19 protein-coding genes are annotated in these 18719 nt (G+C 71.2%); 5 read left to right on the top strand and 14 right to left on the bottom strand.

From position 1 onward, the window contains the following. Window positions 1-2: 2 nt before the first annotated feature. Both ACWCQM_RS08685 and ACWCQM_RS08680 read right to left on the bottom strand, forming a co-directional pair. Entirely contained in the window at window positions 3-1457 is a 1455-nt protein-coding gene (locus ACWCQM_RS08685) for a basic amino acid/polyamine antiporter (protein WP_450914562.1), read from the bottom strand. A 137-nt stretch (window positions 1458-1594) separates the two neighbouring features. Then, on the bottom strand, window positions 1595-3643 hold the full coding sequence (locus ACWCQM_RS08680; RefSeq protein WP_450914561.1) for a heavy metal translocating P-type ATPase: 2049 nt from the start codon (window positions 3641-3643) through the stop codon (window positions 1595-1597). Between the two features lie 97 nt (window positions 3644-3740). Here ACWCQM_RS08680 and ACWCQM_RS08675 point away from each other — a divergent pair, with 97 nt between their 5' ends. Next, a complete protein-coding gene (locus ACWCQM_RS08675) occupies window positions 3741-4127 on the top strand; it encodes an ArsR/SmtB family transcription factor (RefSeq protein WP_450914560.1) in 387 nt (128 codons plus the stop codon). A gap of 143 nt (window positions 4128-4270) precedes the next feature. Then, complete coding sequence (locus tag ACWCQM_RS08670) at window positions 4271-5293, top strand: MsnO8 family LLM class oxidoreductase (RefSeq protein WP_450914559.1); 1023 nt, start codon at window positions 4271-4273, stop codon at window positions 5291-5293. A gap of 56 nt (window positions 5294-5349) precedes the next feature. Here ACWCQM_RS08670 and ACWCQM_RS08665 read toward each other — a convergent pair whose 3' ends face one another. The 7 genes from ACWCQM_RS08665 to ACWCQM_RS08635 form a co-directional block, all read right to left on the bottom strand. Next, entirely contained in the window at window positions 5350-5739 is a 390-nt protein-coding gene (locus ACWCQM_RS08665) for a DUF2267 domain-containing protein (RefSeq protein WP_450914840.1), read from the bottom strand. 183 nt (window positions 5740-5922) lie between these two features. Then, window positions 5923-6114: a DUF6381 family protein gene (locus tag ACWCQM_RS08660; protein ID WP_073752906.1), complete on the bottom strand. Its 192-nt coding sequence runs from the start codon at window positions 6112-6114 to the stop codon at window positions 5923-5925. A gap of 119 nt (window positions 6115-6233) precedes the next feature. After that, window positions 6234-6854, bottom strand: coding sequence for an L-threonylcarbamoyladenylate synthase (locus tag ACWCQM_RS08655; protein WP_267079261.1), 621 nt, complete (start codon window positions 6852-6854; stop codon window positions 6234-6236). Window positions 6855-6917: 63 nt separating this feature from the next. Beyond that, window positions 6918-7709, bottom strand: coding sequence for a MerR family transcriptional regulator (locus ACWCQM_RS08650; RefSeq protein WP_450914558.1), 792 nt, complete (start codon window positions 7707-7709; stop codon window positions 6918-6920). A 15-nt stretch (window positions 7710-7724) separates the two neighbouring features. After that, window positions 7725-8486: an ABC transporter permease gene (locus ACWCQM_RS08645; RefSeq protein ID WP_450914557.1), complete on the bottom strand. Its 762-nt coding sequence runs from the start codon at window positions 8484-8486 to the stop codon at window positions 7725-7727. Continuing rightward, window positions 8483-9292 (bottom strand): ABC transporter ATP-binding protein, encoded by an 810-nt coding sequence (locus tag ACWCQM_RS08640; protein WP_450914556.1) that lies wholly within the window; start codon window positions 9290-9292, stop codon window positions 8483-8485. The genes ACWCQM_RS08645 and ACWCQM_RS08640 overlap by 4 nt, the downstream gene beginning before the upstream one ends. A gap of 298 nt (window positions 9293-9590) precedes the next feature. Then, window positions 9591-10952 carry an FAD-dependent oxidoreductase gene (locus tag ACWCQM_RS08635; protein ID WP_073752366.1) on the bottom strand — a complete coding sequence of 454 codons (1362 nt, stop codon included), beginning with the start codon at window positions 10950-10952 and terminating at the stop codon, window positions 9591-9593. Between the two features lie 323 nt (window positions 10953-11275). On the opposite strand from ACWCQM_RS08635, the gene ACWCQM_RS08630 reads away from it, so the two are divergent. Further along, window positions 11276-11713, top strand: a complete 438-nt coding sequence (locus tag ACWCQM_RS08630) for a nitroreductase family deazaflavin-dependent oxidoreductase (RefSeq protein WP_450914555.1) — start codon at window positions 11276-11278, stop codon at window positions 11711-11713. Window positions 11714-11782: 69 nt separating this feature from the next. On the opposite strand, the gene ACWCQM_RS08625 is transcribed toward ACWCQM_RS08630, so the two are convergent. The 3 genes from ACWCQM_RS08625 to ACWCQM_RS08615 all read right to left on the bottom strand — a co-directional run bounded on the left by ACWCQM_RS08625 (window position 11783) and on the right by ACWCQM_RS08615 (window position 14953). Further along, on the bottom strand, window positions 11783-12712 hold the full coding sequence (locus ACWCQM_RS08625) for a DUF6807 domain-containing protein (protein WP_450914554.1): 930 nt from the start codon (window positions 12710-12712) through the stop codon (window positions 11783-11785). After that, window positions 12709-13872 carry a Gfo/Idh/MocA family protein gene (locus ACWCQM_RS08620; RefSeq protein WP_450914553.1) on the bottom strand — a complete coding sequence of 388 codons (1164 nt, stop codon included), beginning with the start codon at window positions 13870-13872 and terminating at the stop codon, window positions 12709-12711. Before ACWCQM_RS08620 ends, ACWCQM_RS08625 begins: the two co-directional genes overlap by 4 nt. Window positions 13873-13978: 106 nt before the next feature. Further along, window positions 13979-14953, bottom strand: coding sequence for an acetylxylan esterase (locus ACWCQM_RS08615; RefSeq protein WP_450914552.1), 975 nt, complete (start codon window positions 14951-14953; stop codon window positions 13979-13981). Window positions 14954-15203: 250 nt separating this feature from the next. On the opposite strand from ACWCQM_RS08615, the gene ACWCQM_RS08610 reads away from it, so the two are divergent. Next, a complete protein-coding gene (locus tag ACWCQM_RS08610; protein ID WP_450914551.1) occupies window positions 15204-15527 on the top strand; it encodes a DUF2087 domain-containing protein in 324 nt (107 codons plus the stop codon). 63 nt (window positions 15528-15590) lie between these two features. On the opposite strand, the gene ACWCQM_RS08605 is transcribed toward ACWCQM_RS08610, so the two are convergent. Next, the gene (locus ACWCQM_RS08605) at window positions 15591-16415 is read right to left on the bottom strand and encodes an aldo/keto reductase (RefSeq protein ID WP_450914550.1); all 825 of its coding nucleotides are present in this window, start codon (window positions 16413-16415) and stop codon (window positions 15591-15593) included. Window positions 16416-16622: 207 nt separating this feature from the next. On the opposite strand from ACWCQM_RS08605, the gene ACWCQM_RS08600 reads away from it, so the two are divergent. Continuing rightward, window positions 16623-17924: an alpha/beta fold hydrolase gene (locus tag ACWCQM_RS08600; RefSeq protein WP_450914549.1), complete on the top strand. Its 1302-nt coding sequence runs from the start codon at window positions 16623-16625 to the stop codon at window positions 17922-17924. A 12-nt stretch (window positions 17925-17936) separates the two neighbouring features. Here ACWCQM_RS08600 and ACWCQM_RS08595 read toward each other — a convergent pair whose 3' ends face one another. Then, window positions 17937-18509, bottom strand: coding sequence for a rhodanese-like domain-containing protein (locus tag ACWCQM_RS08595; RefSeq protein WP_450914548.1), 573 nt, complete (start codon window positions 18507-18509; stop codon window positions 17937-17939). Window positions 18510-18719 lie beyond the last annotated feature (210 nt).

The following is an 18719-nucleotide window of genomic DNA, read 5'->3' as shown; positions in this document are numbered from 1 at the left end:
TGTCAGAGGCTGATCCACCCCGCCGCCAGGGCGATCACCCCGACCACGGCCCCCGCGACGGAGACCGCGCAGATGAGGAGTTCGACGGGGGAGAAGACCCGGCGTCCCTGTTCCTTGCGGGCCATGGCGAACAGGATCGTGGCGGGGGCGTAGATGATGAAGGAGACCAGGACGAATTTCAGCCCGGCGGCGAACAGCAGGAACGCCGTGTAGAGCGTCGCCACGACGCCGACGGTCAGGTCGCGCCGCTTCGCCGTTCCCTTGGTCAGTTCGTCGGGACGGACCATGATCTTGACGGCGAACGCGGCGGCGAGCAGGAACGGGATCAGGGACAGCGCACTGGTCAGATCGAGGGCGAAGTTGAACGCGTCGTCGGAGAAGAGCGTGATCACCAGGACGACCTGGGACAGCAGCGTCGTCATCAGCAGGGCGGGCACCGGCACGTCGGCGCGGTTGGCGCGGCGCAGGAAGCGCGGCATGTCGTTGTCCTTGGCGGCGACGAAGAGCACCTCGGCGGCCATCAGGGTCCAGGCGAGATAGGCGCCCAGCACGGACACGATCAGCCCCACGCTCACGAAGACCTGGCCCCAGGTACCGACCGCCTCCTCCAGCACCGCTGCCATGGAGGGCTGGCGGAGGTCGGCGATCTCGGCCATCGGCATGATGCCGTACGAGACGATCGTGACCGAGGCGAAGACGGCGAAGACGCTGAGGAAGCCGAGGACGGTGGCGCGCCCGATGTCCTCGCGTCGCTTGGCGTGGCGCGAGTAGACGCTGGCGCCCTCCACGCCCAGGAAGACGAACACCGTGGCCAGCATGGTGCCGCGCACCTGGTTGAACAGGGAGCCGGCGTAGTCCGCGCCGCCGAAGTTGTCCGCGAACACCTTCGCGTCGAAGTAGAACAGGGCCAGGATCACGAACACGATGATCGGGACCACCTTGGCGACGGTGACCACCCTGTTGATGGCCGCCGCCTCCTTCACGCCCCGGCGGATGAGGAAGTAGAAGGCCCAGAGCCCGGCCGTGGACACGACGACGGCCACCAGCGTGTCGCCGTCGCCGAGGGCCGGCCAGACGGCCCCGACCGTCGACGTGATCAGCACCCAGTACGTCACATTGCCGACGCAGGCGCTGGCCCAGTAGCCGAACGCGGAGAAGAAGCCGAGATACTCGCCGAATCCGGCCTTGGCGTAGGCGTAGACACCGGCGTCGAGATCCGGCCGGCGCACCGCGAGCGTCTGGAAGACGAAGGCGAGCATCAGCATGCCCGTCCCGGCGATCGCCCAGGCGATCAGCGCCCCTGCCACGCCCGTCTCCTGGGCGAAGCGCGACGGCAGGGAGAAGACTCCGGCGCCCACCATCGAACCGACCACCATCATGGTCAGTGTCAGCAGCGACATCTTGACCGGGTTGGCCGGTCCCTCGGAGACATCGGTCCCGGTGCGGGAGCTGGTCATCGGGTCCCCCTCGTGCGGCGCGGATACGAGGGGGACTTTAGTTGCAAATAAGACATAGCGCCCAATGGGCGGCCATGGTGGCGGCGGGTCGCGCGGTGCGGGGCGGGGCCCCGGGGGCCTCCCGCGCTGACGGAACCTCAGCCGGTGGCCGCCTCCGAGGGCGTGGGTGACGGCTTCGTGGCGACGCCCTGGCCGGCCGCGCGCCGCCATGCCGATTCGCGCAGCAGCCGGAGGCCGTTGAGACCCACGATCACGGTGGAGCCCTCGTGGCCCAGGACGCCGAGCGGGAGCGGAAGATGGCCGACGAGGTCCCAGACCACGAGGACGGAGATGAACACCCCCGCGATGACCAGGTTCTGCACGACCAGCCGGCGCGTTGCCCTGGACAGGGCCACCACGGCGGGCACGGTGGCCAGTTCGTCGCGGATGATGACGGCGTCCGCCGTCTCCAGTGCCAGGTCGGAGCCGGCCCTGCCCATCGCGATGCCGGTGTGCGCGGCGGCCAGCGCGGGCGCGTCGTTGACGCCGTCGCCCACCACCAGGACCTTGCGCCCCGCCTGTTCCTGCTCGTGTACGGCAGCCGCCTTGTCCTGGGGGAGCAGCCCCGCGCGAACGTCGGTGATGCCGGCCTCGGCGGCCAGCCGGGCGGCGGCGCGCGGGTTGTCACCCGTCAGCAGCATCGGCGAACCGCCGGTCAGACGGGCCAGCGAAGCGACGGTCCGCGCGGCGTCCCGCCGCATGCGGTCGGCGATTCCCAGCACCCCGGCCGGCACGCCGTCCCGCAGGACGAGCACGGCGGTGCGCCCGCCCTCCTCCAGCTCCTCGGCGGCGGAGGCGGCGGGGTCGAAGCCGCCGGCAGCCGTGGCGGGCGTACGGGTGGAGACCTCGCGCAGCAGTCGCGCGGGCGAGCCGACCGCGATCCGGTGACCGTCGACGGTGGCCGTGACCCCCGTGCCGGGCGCCGACGTGAAGTCCCGGGCGGGGGCGAGGGGCAGGCGCCGCTCCTGGGCGGCGTTCACGACAGCGCGGGCCAGCGGGTGCTCACTGGCGTGCTCGGCGGCGGCCGCCAGGGCGAGCAGCGCCTCCTCGGTCAGCCCGGAACCGGTCAGCGGGCGGATGTCGGTGACGCGCGGGGTGCCCTCCGTCAGGGTGCCGGTCTTGTCCAGCGCCACGGCGTCGGCCTGCCCGAGGCGCTCCATCACGACGGCGGACTTGACGAGGACACCATGGCGCCCGGCGTTGGCCATGGCGGAGAGCAGCGGCGGCATGGTCGCCAGGACCACCGCGCAGGGGGAGGCCACGATCATGAAGGTCATCGCGCGCAGCAGGCTGTCCTTCACGTCCTCGCCGAAGCCCAGCGGTACGAGGAAGACGGCCAGGGTGGCGGCGACCATGCCCAGCGAGTAGCGCTGCTCGACCTTCTCGATGAACAGCTGGGTGGGCGCCTTGGTCCGGGAGGCCTCCTCCGTCATCGCCACGATCCGGGCGATCACGGACTCCGAGGCGTCGCGCTCGACAGCCACCCGCAGCGTTCCCGTGCCGTTCAGCGTTCCTGCGAACACCTCGTCCCCGTGCTCCTTCGCCACCGGCAGCGGTTCGCCGGTGATGGTGGCCTGGTCGACCTCGCTCGCGCCGTCCAGGACCCTCCCGTCGGCGCCCACCCGCTCTCCCGGGCGGATGCGGATGACATCACCGACCACGAGGTCCTCGGTGGCGACGCTCTCCTCGCCGCCGTCGGGCATGATCCGGGACGCGGTGTCCGGGGCCAGGTCGAGGAGTCCGCGCACGGCGTCCTGGGTCCGGGCGGTCGCCAGCGCCTCCAGCGCTCCCGAGGTCGCGAAGATGACGATCAGCAGCGCCCCGTCCATCACCTGTCCGATCGAGGCCGCGCCGAGCGCCGCCACGATCATCAGCAGGTCCACGTCCAGGACCTTCTCCCGCAGCTCCCGCAGTCCCGACAGGGCGGGCTCCCAGCCTCCGGCGACGTACACCAGGGCGTACAGCGGCCCCCAGGCCCAGGCGGGAGCGCCTGCGAGCTGGAGCGGCAGCGCCAGCAGGAACAGTGCCAGTGAGGCGCCCGCCCAGCGGGCCTCCGTCAGCGCGAGGACGCGGGTCCGGCGCCGGGGGACCTCGCCGGAACCGGCGGTCGGGGTGCGCGAGGGGCGCGGGATGACGGCAGCGGGCATGGCGGAGGAACCCCTCACGGGCGGCGGGAACGGCGACGCCTCCACCGTACAGGAACATATGAACAGGTCTTCATGTGTCATCCGTAGAATGAGGGCCATGGGCCACGGACGCGACGAGCAGAACACCGCAACCACCCGCGAGCGTCTGGACGCCGTGGGGGCCGCGGGCGTCGCCGAAACCCTCCAGGCGCTGGCCACCCCGTCCCGGCTTCGGATCCTGGCACGGCTCCAGGAGGGCCCCTGCGCGGTCGGCGACCTCGCCGAAGCGGTCGAGATGGAACCTTCCGCCTGCTCCCACCAGTTGCGGCTGCTGCGGAATCTCGGACTCGTCGCGGGCGAGAGGCAGGGGCGCTCGATCGTCTACGCCCTGTACGACCACCACGTCGCCGAACTCCTGGACCAGGCCCTCTACCACGTGGAACATCTGCGCCTGGGACTCCGCGACGCACCCGCCGAAACCGCCGCCGCGACAGCCCGGCGGTGACGGCGCGCCCCACCGGGCGATGACCGCGAGCCGCTCCGGAATGACTCCCGGCGCCGGCCGCGTGCCTCGCCGGCCTCCGGCCGTTGCCGCGTGTCGCGCCAGGGGTACGGGAATCCCGGCGCGCCCCCGGTGTTGAACCATGAGTGAGCCCACTCATCGGATCGACCCGCCTCTCCTTCCTCGACCGCTCCCGCACCCGCGAGGGACACGACGGCCCGCAGGCGCTGCGGGACACCGTCGCGCTCGCGGGAACGGCCGAGGACCTCGGCTACCACCGCTTCTGGGTGTCCGAACACCACAGCGTGCCCGGTGTGGCCGGCTCGGCGCCGACGGTGCTCGCTGCTGCCGTGGCCGCCGCGACATCCACCATCAGGGTGGGAACCGGCGGGGTCATGCTCCCGAACCATCAGCCCTTCGTCGTGGCCGAGCAGTTCGGGGTCCTCGCCTCGCTCTTCCCCGGCCGGATCGACATGGGCCTGGGCCGCTCCGTCGGCTTCACCGACGGGATCCGCAGGGCTCTCGGCCGGGACAAGGGGGATGCCGCCGCCTTCGCCGGGCAGCTGACCGAGCTCCTGGGATGGCTGGACGGTACGCAGCGGGCCCACCCCCAGGTGCACGCCCGTCCCGCCGAAGGGCTGCGCGTTCCGCCGTTCGTCCTGGCGACCGGCGGCGGCGCGGCGATCGCCGCCGCGGCCGGTCTGCCGCTCGTCGTCGGTGACCTCAGGGGCCGCGAGAGGCTCCTACGCGCGGTCGAGGAGTACCGCGCCGGATTCCGCCCCTCTCCATGGGCTCCCGAGCCGTACGTGATCGTGGCGGGCACCGTCGCCGTCGCGGGCACGGCCCAGGAGGCGCGGCGGCTGCTGATCCCCGAAGCGTGGTCCATGGCGTACTCGCGCACCCACGGCTCGTTCCCGCCGCTGGCACCGGCCGGGCGGATCGAGGCGCTGGCCATGACGGACAAGGAGCGCGGGCTGTTCGAGGACGGACTGCGAGGGCATCTCGCGGGCACCGAGGACACGGTCGCCGCCGGACTGGAGCTGGTGATCGAGGAGACCGGTGCCGACGAGGTGCTGGTCACGACGAGCACCTACGACCGCGAGGCGCTCGTGGACTCCATGCGGCGGCTCGCCCGTCTCGCGGGCCTGCGTGCTGCCGCCGTGAGCTGAACCCCGGATGCCGGCACGGGCGCCTCGGCGGCACCGGGCAGCGCCCGCGTCCGACCTCAGATGCCCGCGGGGTGGCCGAACAAGAGGTCGTAGCCCGGGGGCAGTTGCAGCAGCATCCGCTCCAGGAGATCCTCGCCCGCGGCGTCGGCCGCCACACTGAGCACCGCGCTGGTGTCCCAGGCGGCCGTCTGCTCGGTCGCGCCCTCGATCCAGGCGGCCGCCGCGCGCACGAATCTCTCCGGGCTCAGCGGCTCGGCTGCCTGCAGTGGATTGAGGAGGATCAGCGCGAAGGTCTCGGGCAGCCGGGCCGCCAGATCGTTGCGCTCCTCACCCACCAGGTGCGCGCCGAGCAGCGCCAGCACCACACGTGACGCGCGCTCCGCCTCCAGGCCCGATGGATAGTCGCCCCGTTCCTGGACGGCCTCCAGGAACGCCTGCCATCTCATGTACGTCACCGGTTCCCCTTCGCGGAGCGCGAGCGGAGAGCGGGGCGGGGGAGGGGAGCCCGTGCCCCGCCCTCCGCGTATTCACCGCAAGCCACCTCACGTTCGTACTAACACGGCTGCACGAAAGCGGCAAACGCGCGGCGGCTCGTCCGCCGACGGGTGGCACGACGCCGCAAGGCCGGCCTACTCCATGGGATAGATGTCCCCGCTCGCCATGCCGCTGACCTGCACGCTCTGGTCCTCGAGCCGGTGCGCCTTCTCCTGAAGACGCTTGCGTTCCGCGGGGTCGGTGGACTTCTCCGCCGCCGCTTCGAGGTCCTTCGCCTTGTCGCGCATCTCCTGCGCGCGGCCCCGGAGGTCTTCCTGCTCGCTCATGATCACTCCCTGGCGCTGTACGGAGCGGACACCTCCACCGAACCAGGCACCAGGGGGTACGCGCATCTCAGCGGAGCCCGCGGAAGCGCGGAGTGACCGCTCGGCGAGCCGGGCGCGCTCTACTCGAAACGCGTCGGATCGCCCGCCCCGCGGCGTACGATCTCCGGATCGCCGCCCGAGAAGTCGATCACGGTGGTCGGTTCGGTGCCGCAGTCGCCGGAGTCGAGCACCACGTCCACGACGTGATCGAGGCGCTCCTTGATCTCCCAGCCCTGCGTCAGCGGCTCCTCCTCGTCCGGCAGGAGCAGCGTGCTGGACAGCAGCGGCTCGCCGAGCTCGGCCAGCAGGGCCTGCGTCACCGTGTGATCGGGGATCCGGACCCCGACGGTCTTCTTCTTGGGATGCAGCAGCTGGCGCGGTACCTCCTTGGTGGCGGGGAGGATGAAGGTGTAACTGCCGGGCGTCGCTGCCTTGATCGCGCGGAAGACGTCGTTGTCGACCTGCACGAACTGGCCGAGCTGAGCGAAGTTCTGGCACACCAGGGTGAAGTGGTGGCGGTCGTCGAGATTCCGGATGGACCGGATGCGGTCGATGCCGTCACGGCTGCCCAGCTGGCATCCCAGCGCGTAGCAGGAGTCGGTCGGATACGCGACGAGCGCGCCCGACCGGATGCTCTCGGCCACGCCGGTGATGGTGCGGCGCTGTGGATTGTCGGGATGCACGTCGAAGTACTTGGCCATCCGGCGAGTCTACGGCCTCCGGACCACGTCGTTCCGCCTTCGGAGTGCCTGTCCTTGGTGCCTTCAAGAGGGCGGCAGTTCAGTGGTGAGCCTGCCGGCAGGCACTCGTTCGATGCGGGTCCAGCCCTTCCAGCCGCGCTCCTTGAGGATCGCCAGCACCAGTTCGGCGCCCGGTGCGGCCTCGAGCATGGACGAGTCCATCAGGGCGACGAACTGGTCGTCGAAGCCATCGGTCCCCACCTCGCCGGCCTCCACCGCGCGGATCATCAGCCGCTCCAGGACGTCGGCGACCTCGACGATCCGCGGGTCGCCGACGCGCCAGTCGGGCTCCCCGGTGAAGAAGCCGTAGAGCTTCACCATGTCGGGGTTGTCCAGCTCCTCGTGCTTCTTGGCGATCACGGCGTCGATCAGGTCGGGCACCTGCGCGGCGATCATGATCCAGGCATCCCGCTCCAGTTCGAGATACCGCTCCCCGACGCCGAGACCGCGCAGCCGGTCGAGATAGTCCACGACGCAGCCCGGAAGCGCCAGGTGCTCTCCGGCGGCGAGCCGGGCGAGCCGGCGGCGGGTGTCCTGCAGCCGCCGGATCTCGGCGCGCAGAGCCTTGTCGATCTCCTCGACACCACCGGTGAACTCCGCCGGGCCGGCGTCGAGGAGTTCCTGCACCCTGGCCAGCGGCACGCCGGCATCGGCCAGGGTGCGGATCCGGATCAGCCGCACGACCGCTGCGGCGTCGTAGGTCCGGTACCCGGAGTGGTCGCGCCCGGGCTCGGGCAGCAGACCGATCTTGTGGTAGTGGCGTACCGCCCGCACTGTCACTCCGGCGTACCCCGCCAGCTGGCTGATGGTGAGCATGGGTGTCAGCCTGCCTCAGGCGATCTTCCGGCGGTAGGCGGTCATCGCGAAGACGTACGCCACGACGAGGATGCCGACACACCACACGAGCGCGATCCAGATGTCGTCGCCGACCGGCTGCTCCGTGAACAGGGCACGGATCGTGTTGACGATCGACGTCACCGGCTGGTGCTCGGCGAACCAGCGCACCGGGCCCGGCATCGTCCCTGTGGGCACGAACGCCGAGCTGACGAACGGCAGGAAGATGAGCGGGTAGGCGAACGCGCCCGCTCCCTCGACCGACGACGCGGAGAGCCCGGGGATCACGGCGAGCCAGGTCAGCGCCAGGGTGAACAGGAGCAGGATGCCGGCGACCGCCAGCCATGCCGACACCCCCGCCCCCGAGCGGAAGCCCATGAGCACGCCGACGCCCACGACGAGCACGAGCGCGATCAGATTGGCGACCAGAGAGGTGACGACGTGGGCCCACAGCACACCCGACCGTGCGATCGGCATAGACTGGAACCGCTCGAAGATCCCGCTCTGCACATCGGTGAACAGCCGGTACGCGGTGTAGGAGATGCCCGAAGCGATGGTCATGAGCAGGATGCCGGGCAGCATGTAGTTCACGTACGGAACCGACCCGGTATCGATGGCGCCACCGAAGACGTAGACGAACATCAGCATCATGGCGACCGGCGTGAGGGCGGTCGTGATGATGGTGTCCATGCTGCGAGTGACATGGCGCAGGGTCCGCCCCGTGAGCGCGGCGGTGTCGCTGAAGAAGTACCCGGTCATTCCTGTCCCCCCGTTGCTGTGCCGGTGACGGCGTTCCTGTCGCTTCCGCCGACGACCGCGAGGAAGATCTCCTCCAGAGTCGGCTGCTTCTCGACGTACTCCACCTTGGCGGGCGGGAAGAGCTGCTTGAGCTCGGCGAGCGTGCCGTTCACGATAATCCGTCCCTGGTGGAGGATCGCGATCCGGTCGGCCAACTGCTCGGCCTCGTCCAGATACTGCGTGGTGAGCAGCACTGTCGTGCCGTGACCGGCGAGCTCCTTGACCGCGTCCCATACCTCGATGCGCGCCTCCGGGTCGAGTCCGGCCGTCGGCTCGTCCAGGAAGATCACCGGCGAATCCCCGATGAGGCTCATCGCGATGTCCAGCCGGCGGCGCATCCCGCCCGAATAGGTGGACACCTTCCGCGCGCCCGCCTCGGTCAGCGAGAAGCGCCTCAGCAGGTCGTCCGCGATCGTGCCCGGGTCCTCAAGGTGACGCAGCCTGGCCACGAGCACGAGGTTCTCCCGGCCGGTGAGGATCCCGTCGACGGCCGCGAACTGTCCGGTGAGACTGATGGACTCCCGCACGCCCGCCGGCTGCGCGGCGACGTCCAGGCCGTTGACGCTCGCCGTCCCCGCGTCGGCCTTGAGCAGAGTGGCGAGAATCCTGACCGTCGTGGTCTTGCCCGCCCCGTTGGAGCCGAGCAGGGCGAAGATACTGCCCCGCGTCACGTCGAAGTCCACACCGCGCAGCACTTCGACCGTCCCGTACGACTTCTCCAGACCCCGCACGCTCAGTGCCGGGCCGGCGATCGACTGGGCCGTCATGGTCATCCGCCTCCTTCGCGGAGCTGTTCCAGGCAAGGGCTGCGAGGAAGCTCCTGCCGGAAGGATGGAGGGTTGACCCGGCGTCAAGGTCAAGCCCGCTCCGGCCACGGCATCCGGATCGCCTGCGCCGAGGCGGGACGTCCGAGCTGCCGCACCCGGCTCATGGCATTCGACGGCGCCCCCGCGCGGCATGTCCTGGTGGCCGTGGGCCCGGCCCCGGAATGCGCCCGGACAGCACGGCGCCCCCGGAGCCTCCTTCGCGGGAGGCCCGGGGGCGCGTACGGCTCGGCGGGGCCGGTCAGGCCCCGGAGGCGTCCAGCATGGCGGTGCGCTCGACGACCTTGATGCGCTCACGGCCCTGCTCGGCGCCGAGCGCCTGCTCGTGGGCGTCCAGCCGGTGCCAGCCCTCCTTGGTGGTGTAGCGGACTCCGCGCTGCTCCAGGTAGTCGACGACCGCGTCGGGCTCGGGCTGCGTGGGGGCGGGCAGCCGGCCGGCGGAGTGGTCCTCCAGCAGGCACGCCACGGTCTCGTTGGCGTCGCCCTTCGTGTGCCCGATCAGGCCGATCGGACCGCGCTTGATCCAGCCCGTGACGTACACCGACGTCATCGGCTCGCCACCGGTGAGCACCCGGCCCGCCTCGTGCGGGACGGTGCCGGAGGCCACGTCGAAGGGCAGCTTCGGGAGCTCCTCCGAGTAGTAGCCCACCGCGCGGTAGACGCTCTGCACGTCCCAGTCCGTGAACCGGCCGGTGCCCTTGACGTTGCCCGTGCCGTCCAGCTCCGTGCGCTCCGTGCGCAGGGCGACGACGCTGCCGTCCTCGCCGACGACCTCGACCGGGGACTCGAAGAAGTGCAGGAACAGCTTGTGAGGACGGTCGCCGATGTCCCGGATCGCCCAGTTCTCCAGCGTGGAGGCGACCATGTTGGCCTGCTTGTTCTCCCGGCGGGTGGCGATCGAGCCCTCGTCGTAGTCGATGTCCTCGGGGTTGACGATCACCTCGATGTTCGGCGAGTGGTCCAGCTCGCGCAGCTCCATGGGGCTGAACTTCGCCTGGGCCGGCCCACGCCGCCCGAAGACGTGCACCTCGAGCGCCTTGTTCGCCTTGAGGCCGTCGTAGACGTTCGCCGGGATCTCGGTCGGCAGCAGCTCGTCCGCGGTCTTGGCGAGAATGCGTGCGACGTCCAGGGCCACGTTGCCCACACCGAGCACGGCGACCTTCTCGGCCTCCAGCGGCCAGGTGCGCGGAACCTCGGGGTGGCCGTCGTACCAGGCGACGAAGTCGGCGGCGCCGTAGGAGCCGTCGAGCTCGATCCCGGGTATGTCCAGGGCGCGGTCGGCGTCGGCACCGGTGGAGAAGATCACGGCGTCGTAGAAGGACCGCAGGTCGTCCAGGCCGATGTCGTTCGGGTAGTCGACGTTGCCGAACAGCCGCAGCTGGGGCTTGTCCAGGACCTGGTGCAGCGCCTTGACGATGCCCTTGATCCGCGGGTGGTCGGGAGCCACGCCGTAACGGATCAGGCCGAAGGGGGCGGGCATGCGCTCGAAGAGGTCGATCGATACGCCCGGGTCCTGGGCGGCCTCGGACTTGAGAAGCGCGTCCGCTGCGTAGATTCCGGCGGGACCGGCTCCGACGATGGCGACGCGGACGGGGCGTGTCATGGAGTGTTGTTCCTTAGGGCGGACGACCACGGGCAAAGTGCGGCGGGGTAAGGCTTGGCTTACTCCGCTGCCCCCACGGTACGTCCTGCGGCCGGGAGTCCCTGGAGCGGGGCGTGGGGATATTTCGGAAATAAAGGTACACAGATGCCTAAATGGTCTCGGTTTCTGTGAGTGGATTCTTCCCTGGCCGTCTCACGAGGTTCCAGAGAATGAGACGGCGTACGCCGGGCAGGCTGTACGCCGGTGTCCCCGCGCGCTCCTCGCGGCTGCCGGAGCCATGATGGGGCACAGCACCGCAACACTCCGACGAGAGGACATGTGCCATGCCGATCGAGGGCGAGTACGAGCCGAGCCCCACGACGTGGGTCCGTGAGCAGGTCGAGCTCATCGAGAGCTCCGGGGGCACGCAGGGGACCACAATGCGCGGGATGCCCGTCATCCTCCTCACGACGCGCGGCGCGAAGAGCGGCAAGCTCCGCAAGACCCCGCTCATGAGGGTCGAGCACGGCGGGGAGTACGCCGTGGTCGCCTCCCTCGGCGGCGCCCCCAAGCACCCCGTCTGGTACTACAACGTCCAGGCCGACCCCCACGTGGAGCTGCGGGACGGCACCGTGCGGCAGGACATGGTCGCCCGCGAGGTCACAGGGGAGGAGAAGGCCCTGTGGTGGGGCCGCGCCGTGGAGGCGTTCCCCGACTACGCCGACTACCAGACCAAGACGGACCGCGAGATCCCGGTGTTCGTCCTCACCGCTGCCGGCTGAGCCGCGGCGCCGGAAGGCCCGGCCCGGGCGCGCACGCCCGGACCCGGCCGGCGCCGGTGAGCCGGACGGCTACCAGCGCAGGCCGCCGACCGCCGCGGCGATCCGGTCCCGGTCCCAGGCGCCGTCCGCGACCAGGACGCGGTAGCGGCGGGTGAGGGTCGCACCCGGGTCCAGCACCAGCTCCTCGTGGAAGGCGAACGACGGGGCGACCGCCGCGAAGGGGGTGTTGCGTACGAACCAGTGCGCCGGGTGCTGCCCCTCCGAACCGCTGTGGCCGTTCTCGGGGGAGTGGACGAACACGAGGGTCGCGTGCCCGTCGGACTCGTCGTGCTCACCGCTGTACGCCAGCCACGGGGCCTGCTTCCCCATCATGTCCGGGCCCTCCGCGTCCGGCGCGACGATCCGGCCGTCCCGGAAGGCCCGCGGCCCCCGCCAGAACAGCCCCGTGTAGCCCGCGTCAGGGCGCCCGTGCGTCGTCGGGCTGCCGAAACGCAGTGGCTCCTCGCGCCGGTTGGTGATCGCCGAGGACCAGGTCAGCGCCCAGCTGCCGGTCACCGCGTCGACGTCGTGCACCTCGATACGGCGCGTCTCGTCGGCCCAGAGCCCGCCGCCGCGCGGATGCCAGGTCAGCCGCTCCGCGAAACGCACCGAGTCGTCGTCGGCCGAGACCTCGTCGAAGCCGGCGTGCGTCATGGAACCCACACGCTCCGGCAGGGCGAGGTACCCCTCGCCGTGCACGTAACTGTTGCCGCCCCACAGGTTCGCCCCCGACAGATGCGAGGCGGTCATCTGGAGACCCTTGTGCCAGCGGTGGTCGTTGGGACGGTAACCGGTCACCACCCGGCCGGACAGTGTGCGCAAGGGGTGGATGTACGGCTTCGGAGCCTCCCAGGCGTCCTCGGCGCGGTAGACGTAGCGCAGCAGCTCCACCCCGCTCTCCGCCGCGGTGACCGCGAGGTGCTCGCCGTGCCGGTGGACGAGTTCCAGGGCCTTCGTCATGCCGGCACCCCCGCGCGCGGTTCCCGGGACTCGGGCGCCCAGCCGGGAGCGCCGCCGTGCAGTGCGGCGTAGTACGGATCGCCGGGACCGATGTCGCCCGCCCGTACGGTGGCCCCGGTGAAGGCCGCCTTGTAGAGCGCGGTGACCAGTTCGAGGGTCTTCCGGCCGTCCGCGCCGCTGCTTCGCGGTCTGCGCCCCGCGCGGAGGTCCTCCAGCAGGCCCGACAGCTGCGCATGGTGCGAGCTGTGCACATCGGGCCCGAAGTCACGCCAGGCGTCGGCCTCTTCGGAGGGGACCCCGGGGGCCGGGGTGATCCGCCAGTCCGCGTTGCGATGTCCGTACAGGTGGGTGAGCTCGACCGTCGCGCGCTCGCAGTCGATGCGTATCCGGCTCACCTCGTCCGGGCTGAGCACGCTGTTCACCACGGTGGCCATCGCGCCGTTCTCGAAGCGGACGAGCGCGGTGGAGACGTCCTCCGTCTCCACGTCGTGCACCAGCCGGCCCGCCATCGCGCGGATCTCCGACCAGGGACCCAGCAGATCGAGCAGCAGGTCCATCTGATGGATGCCGTGCCCCATCGAGGGGCCGCCGCCCTCACTGCTCCACGTGCCCCGCCAGGGGACGGCGTAGTAGGCGTCGTCGCGGTACCAGGTGGTCTGGCAGTGGGCCACCAGCGGGCGGCCCATCGCCTGTCCGGCCAGCAGCTCCCGGACGTGCCCCGAGCCCGAGCCGAAGCGGTGCTGGAAGACGATCGCCGCGAACGGCCCCTCGCCCTCCGGGCCCTCCGCCGCCTCGATCGCGTCGAAGTCCTCGAGCGAGGGGCAGGGCGGCTTCTCGCACCACACCCACGCCCCGGCTCGCAGCGCGGCCACGGTCTGGTCGCGGTGGAACCGGGGCGGGGTGGCGAGAGTGACCAGGTCCGGACGCTGTTCGGCGAGCATCCGGTCGAGGTCGGTGTACGCGTGGGCGATCCCCGCGTCGGCGCAGAACGCCTCTGCCGACGCAGCGTCGACGTCGACCGCCGCGACGACCTCCAGCGGCTGCCCGGCGGCGAGCGCGGTCAGCGCGGGCAGATGGCTGCCGCGCGCGATCGCGCCCGTGCCGATGATCGCGACCCGCAGCGGGGCCTGGTGCGAAGGATGGCTGGTCGTGACAAACACCCCTTGGAGCCTAGATATGGGCACTCGCCGGACAGCAAGCGCTTTCTCTCCCGGAAACCTAGGCTCCGCGCGCGAGGCGGGTCAAGGGGTTCCTGCCTCGTGCTCGTCAGGCCTTCAGCAGCCTGGGCAGCCAGGCCAGTTGCGCGGCGTGCTGGAACGGGCCGCCGCCCTCGTGGTCGTTGAAGTCGTAGATCTCGATCTGCTTGTCGGCGTGCGCGTACGCGTTGAACGCGCCGAACACCGTCGACGGCGGGCAGGTCAGGTCCTCCAGGGCGACGGAGAACAGGGCGGGAGCCGATCCCCGCGCGGCGAAGTGGACCCCGTCGAAGTACGAGAGAGTCCTGTCGGCCTGCTCGGCCCGGCCCCTGTGCGTCTTGAGGTAGTCACCGATCTCGCGGTACGGTTTCCGGTCGGTCATCCGGGTCGCCCGGGGGAAGTCGCAGAGGAACGGCACGTCCGGCGCCACCGCTGCCAGGTCCGGCACCAGTCCGCCGGCCGCGAGGGCCAGGCCGCCGCCCTGGCTCGCGCCGACCACCGCGGTGCGCGACGCGTCGGCCAGCGGGTGCGAGCGGGCCGCCTCCACCGCGCGTACCGCGTCGGTGATCACCCGTCGGTAGTAGTACGTCTCCGGGCTCTCTATGCCCCGGGTCATGAAACCGGCCAGCGACGGCCCCGAGCCCACGGGGTCGGCGGTGTCTCCCGGCGCCCAGCCGCTGCCCTGGCCCCGGGTGTCCATCACGAAGTGCGCCAGGCCGGCCGATGCCCAGAGCAGATGGGTGTGCGGGAGGTTGCGTCCGCCGCCGTACCCGATGAACTCCACGACCACCGGCAGGGGTTCCGTCGTGCCGGCCGGTATGACGAACCAGCCCTTGACCGGGTGCCCGCCGAATCCGGCGAACGTCACGTCGTACACGTCGACCGTGGTGAGGCCGACGTCGGTGCGCTGCTCGAAGCGGGCGTCCAGATCGTGGGCTGCGGCCTCCGCGAGCGTGGCCGACCAGAAGGTGTCGAAGTCCTCGGGCTCCACCGAACTGCTGCGATAGGTGCGCAGTTCTTCGAGGGGGAGATCGAACAGGGCCATTGCGGGACCACCTTCAACCGAAAGAGTGAATGAATGGTCACACCGTACGACGGTCGGCCCGAAGGTCAAGATGCTGTCCATTTCGCCGGGCGTGCACCTTACGTGTGTCGCCGCGGATCGGGCGGACGGCGACGATGCCCTGTCCGGCGGGGTCGTCGGGCTCCCGGTCGAGGTACCTGGTGCCGGGGAGCCGCTGTCCGGCGGGAGAAAACGCGTTGTCCCGCCGTCCGCCGGATGCGAGGCTTCCGGCATGTCCGATACCGACACCCTCGCCGCGCGCCAGGTGGCCGCCCTCTTCTCTCACGGGCGCCTGACGGCGATCCCCCGTAAGCCCGCTCGGCGTGCGCAGTTGCTGGAGCACCTCGCGCGCACGCTGTTCGAGCACGGCCGGGTGTACACCGAGCGCGAGGTCAACGACGCGCTGCGCACCGTGCACGAGGACTGCTCGGCGCTGCGGCGCTACATGGTGATCGCCGGCCTGCTGGAACGGCCGAGGGACGGCAGCAGCTACCGGCGGGGGAGCGGGTCCGGGGACGTTCCAGCAGGCCCCGCCGCGGTGCCGACGGGCGCGTGAAAGGAGCCGCCGGCCGGCATGTGGGTGCCGGCCGGCCGGCGGGCCAGGGGCCCTCGGGGCTGCTCAGTTGAGGGTGTCGGGGTCCGGGCCGATGCGCATGCCGCGGTCCAGTCCGGCGATCGCGTCCATGTCGGCGTCCGGGAGTTCGAAGCCGAAGACGTCGATGTTCTGCCGGATGCGCGCGGGCGTGACCGACTTCGGGATCACGATGTTGCCGAGCTGGAGGTGCCAGCGGAGCACCACCTGGGCCGGAGTCGTCCCATGGCGCTCGGCGATGGAGAGCAGCGCGGGGTCCTCCAGCAGCGTGCCCTGGGCCAGCGGGCTCCACGCCTCGGTGGCGATGCCGTACTCCGCGTGCACGGCGCGCAGCTCGCTCTGCTGGAGCCCGGGGTGCAGCTCGATCTGGTTGACGGCGGGGACGAGCGAGCTCTCCTCCCGGAGGCGGCGCAGGTGGGCGGGCTGGAAGTTGGAGACGCCGGCGGCCCTGATCCGGCCGTCGGCCAGCAGCTTCTCCAGCGCCCGCCAGGTGTCGACGTACAGGTCGCGCTCGGGTGTGGGCCAGTGGATGAGGTAGAGGTCCACGTGGTCCAGGCCGAGCTTGGCGAGGCTGGCGTCGAAGGCCGTCAGGGTGGCGTCGTACCCCTGGTCCGCGTTCCAGAGCTTCGTCGTGATGAACAGTTCCTCGCGGGCGAGCCCGGACTCGGCGAGCGCGCGGCCCACGCCCGCCTCGTTCCCGTACACGGCGGCGGTGTCGATGGAGCGGTAGCCCGCGTCGAGGGCGCTGGAGACCGCTGCCGCCGTCTCGTCGTCGGGGACCTGGAAGACGCCGAAGCCGAGCTGCGGGATCGCGACGCCGTTGTTGAGCGTGACGGTGGGGACCGTGGACATGATGGGGCCTCTCATGGGTGCGGCTGAACCGATCTGCGTACGATGGTTACTGGCGTAAACAATAATTGCATGCGCGGGTTAATGGCAAACGCGGATGAAGGGTCGCGATGCTCCGTGAGCCGCCGCGAGGCGCGTGCGCGGGCCGGGCCCGAGCGTGTCACGGTGATGTGCTGAACTGTCCGGGAAACACCGATACAGGAGCTCTTCTTGAACAGCTATCGCCAGCCCGGCACCGTCCTCACCGACCATCGCTTCACGGTCCCGCTCGACCACGGCGATCCGGGTGGCGAGACCATCGAGATCTTCGGCCGCGAGGTCGTGGCGAGTGCGAAGGCGGGAGAGGATCTCCCCTGGCTGCTGTATCTGGAGGGCGGCCCCGGCTTCGGCGCCCGTCGCTTCAGCGGTACGGAAGCCTGGCTCGGCAGGGCGGTGCGGGAATTCCGTGTGCTGCTGCTCGATCAGCGCGGCACCGGGCTCTCCACCCCGGCCAACCGCCAGACCCTGCCCCTGCGCGGCGGACCGAGCGAGCAGGCCGGCTATCTGGCCCACTTCCGTGCCGACAGCATCGTCCGCGACTGCGAACTGATCCGCCCGCGGCTCACCGGAGGTGCCCCCTGGACAGTGCTGGGGCAGTCCTTCGGAGGCTTCTGCGCCGTACGTTATCTGTCGGCCGCCCCGGAGGGGCTCCGAAGCGTCCTGATCACCGGCGGCCTGCCCTCCCTGGACGCGCACGCCGACGACGTCTACCGGGCCGCCTACCCGCGCGTCGAGCGCAAGGTCGCGGCCCACTACGCCCGCTACCCGCAGGACGTCGCCCGCGCCCGCGCGATCGCGGCGTACCTCGCCGAGCACCGCCCCGAGAGCGGCGGCCACCGGCTGACTCCCGAGGGGTTCCAGTCCCTGGGCATCATGCTGGGCACCGGGAGCGGCAGCCACCGGCTGCACTACCTCCTGGAGAACGCGTTCGTGGAGGGTGAGCGCGGAGCCGAGCTCTCCGACGCCTTCCAGGAGGCCATGCGCGCGGCCACCTCGTTCGCCGGCCACCCGCTGTACGCCCTCATGCACGAGGCGATCTACGGCCAGGGCGGGCGGCCCACCGACTGGGCCGCCGAGCGCGTACGCGCCGAGTTCCCGCAGTTCGACGCGGCCGGCGCGCTCGCCGGCGACGGCCCCCTGCTCTTCACCGGCGAGAGCATCCACCCCTGGCACTTCGACGTCGATCCCGCGCTGCGCCCACTGCGCGAGACGGCCGGGCTGCTCGCCGCCCGCACCGACTGGCCGGTCCTGTACGACGCCGAGCGGCTCGCGGCCAACGAGGTCCCGGTGGCCGCCGCCGTCTACCACGACGACATGTACGTCGACACCGGCCACGCACTGGGCACGGCGTCCGCGATCCGCGGTCTGCGTACGTGGGTGACCAGCGAGTACGAGCACGACGGCGTGCGCGCCGGCGGCCCCCGGGTGCTGGACCGGCTGCTCGCTCTCGTACGGGACGAGAGCGAGCGTTAGGAGCCGGGTCCGTCAGCCCTGGAGGGCGTCCAGGGTGGCGTCCAGGCTGGTCGCCGAGTGGGGGGCGCGGTTGTACGGCAGCTTCGAGAGGGCGGCCGCCATGCCGCAGGTGTTGCTCACCGCGGAGTACACGAGACCCGTGCCGATGCCCGCCGACAGCCAGCGCGCCGCCGGGAAGCGACGCCCGGCGATCAGGCCGGCGACCACCAGCGAGCCGGCGGCGAGCCGCACCTGCCGCTCCATCGGCCACGTGGTGCGGGCGCCCTCCGCGCGGTCCAGACCGTGACCGTCGCCCTCCCACGCCGAGGTGCCGCCGGTCAGGGTGGCGGCCTCGATGTCGGCATCGGCGAGGATCTCGCACGCCCGGGTCGAGCGGACGCCGGAGGCGCACACCACCAGCAGGGAGCCGCGCGCCGAGGCCGACTTCAGGGCGGGCACCGCCTCGCCGAGCCGGTCGAGGGGGATGTTCAGGGCGCCGGGCACATGCCCTGACGCGTACTCCCCGGGAGCCCGTACGTCGATGACGGTGAACTCCTCCAGGCGGGCTGCGGCCTGGGCGGGGGAGAGGGAGGCGGGGCTGATCACGAGCGGGTTTCCTTTCGGTCGCCGGGGCGGGGCGGGCCGGGGTCCTGCTCACCCCGGCGGCCCCGGACGTTCATCATACCCCTAGGGGTATAAAACCCCGGTCGGGCGCGGCTCGCCCGCGGTGTTCCCGGCCGGAGCAACTCCTTCCCCCCTGCCCCGAACCGCTTCCGGAATGCACGTGTCCGTCCCCCTTCCGTGGATAGCCTGCCG

Source organism: Streptomyces sp. NPDC002125, from assembly GCF_053593715.1.
The sequence above is the reverse complement of the archived record's forward strand: the minus strand, read 5'-3'. Positions and strand labels throughout refer to the sequence as shown.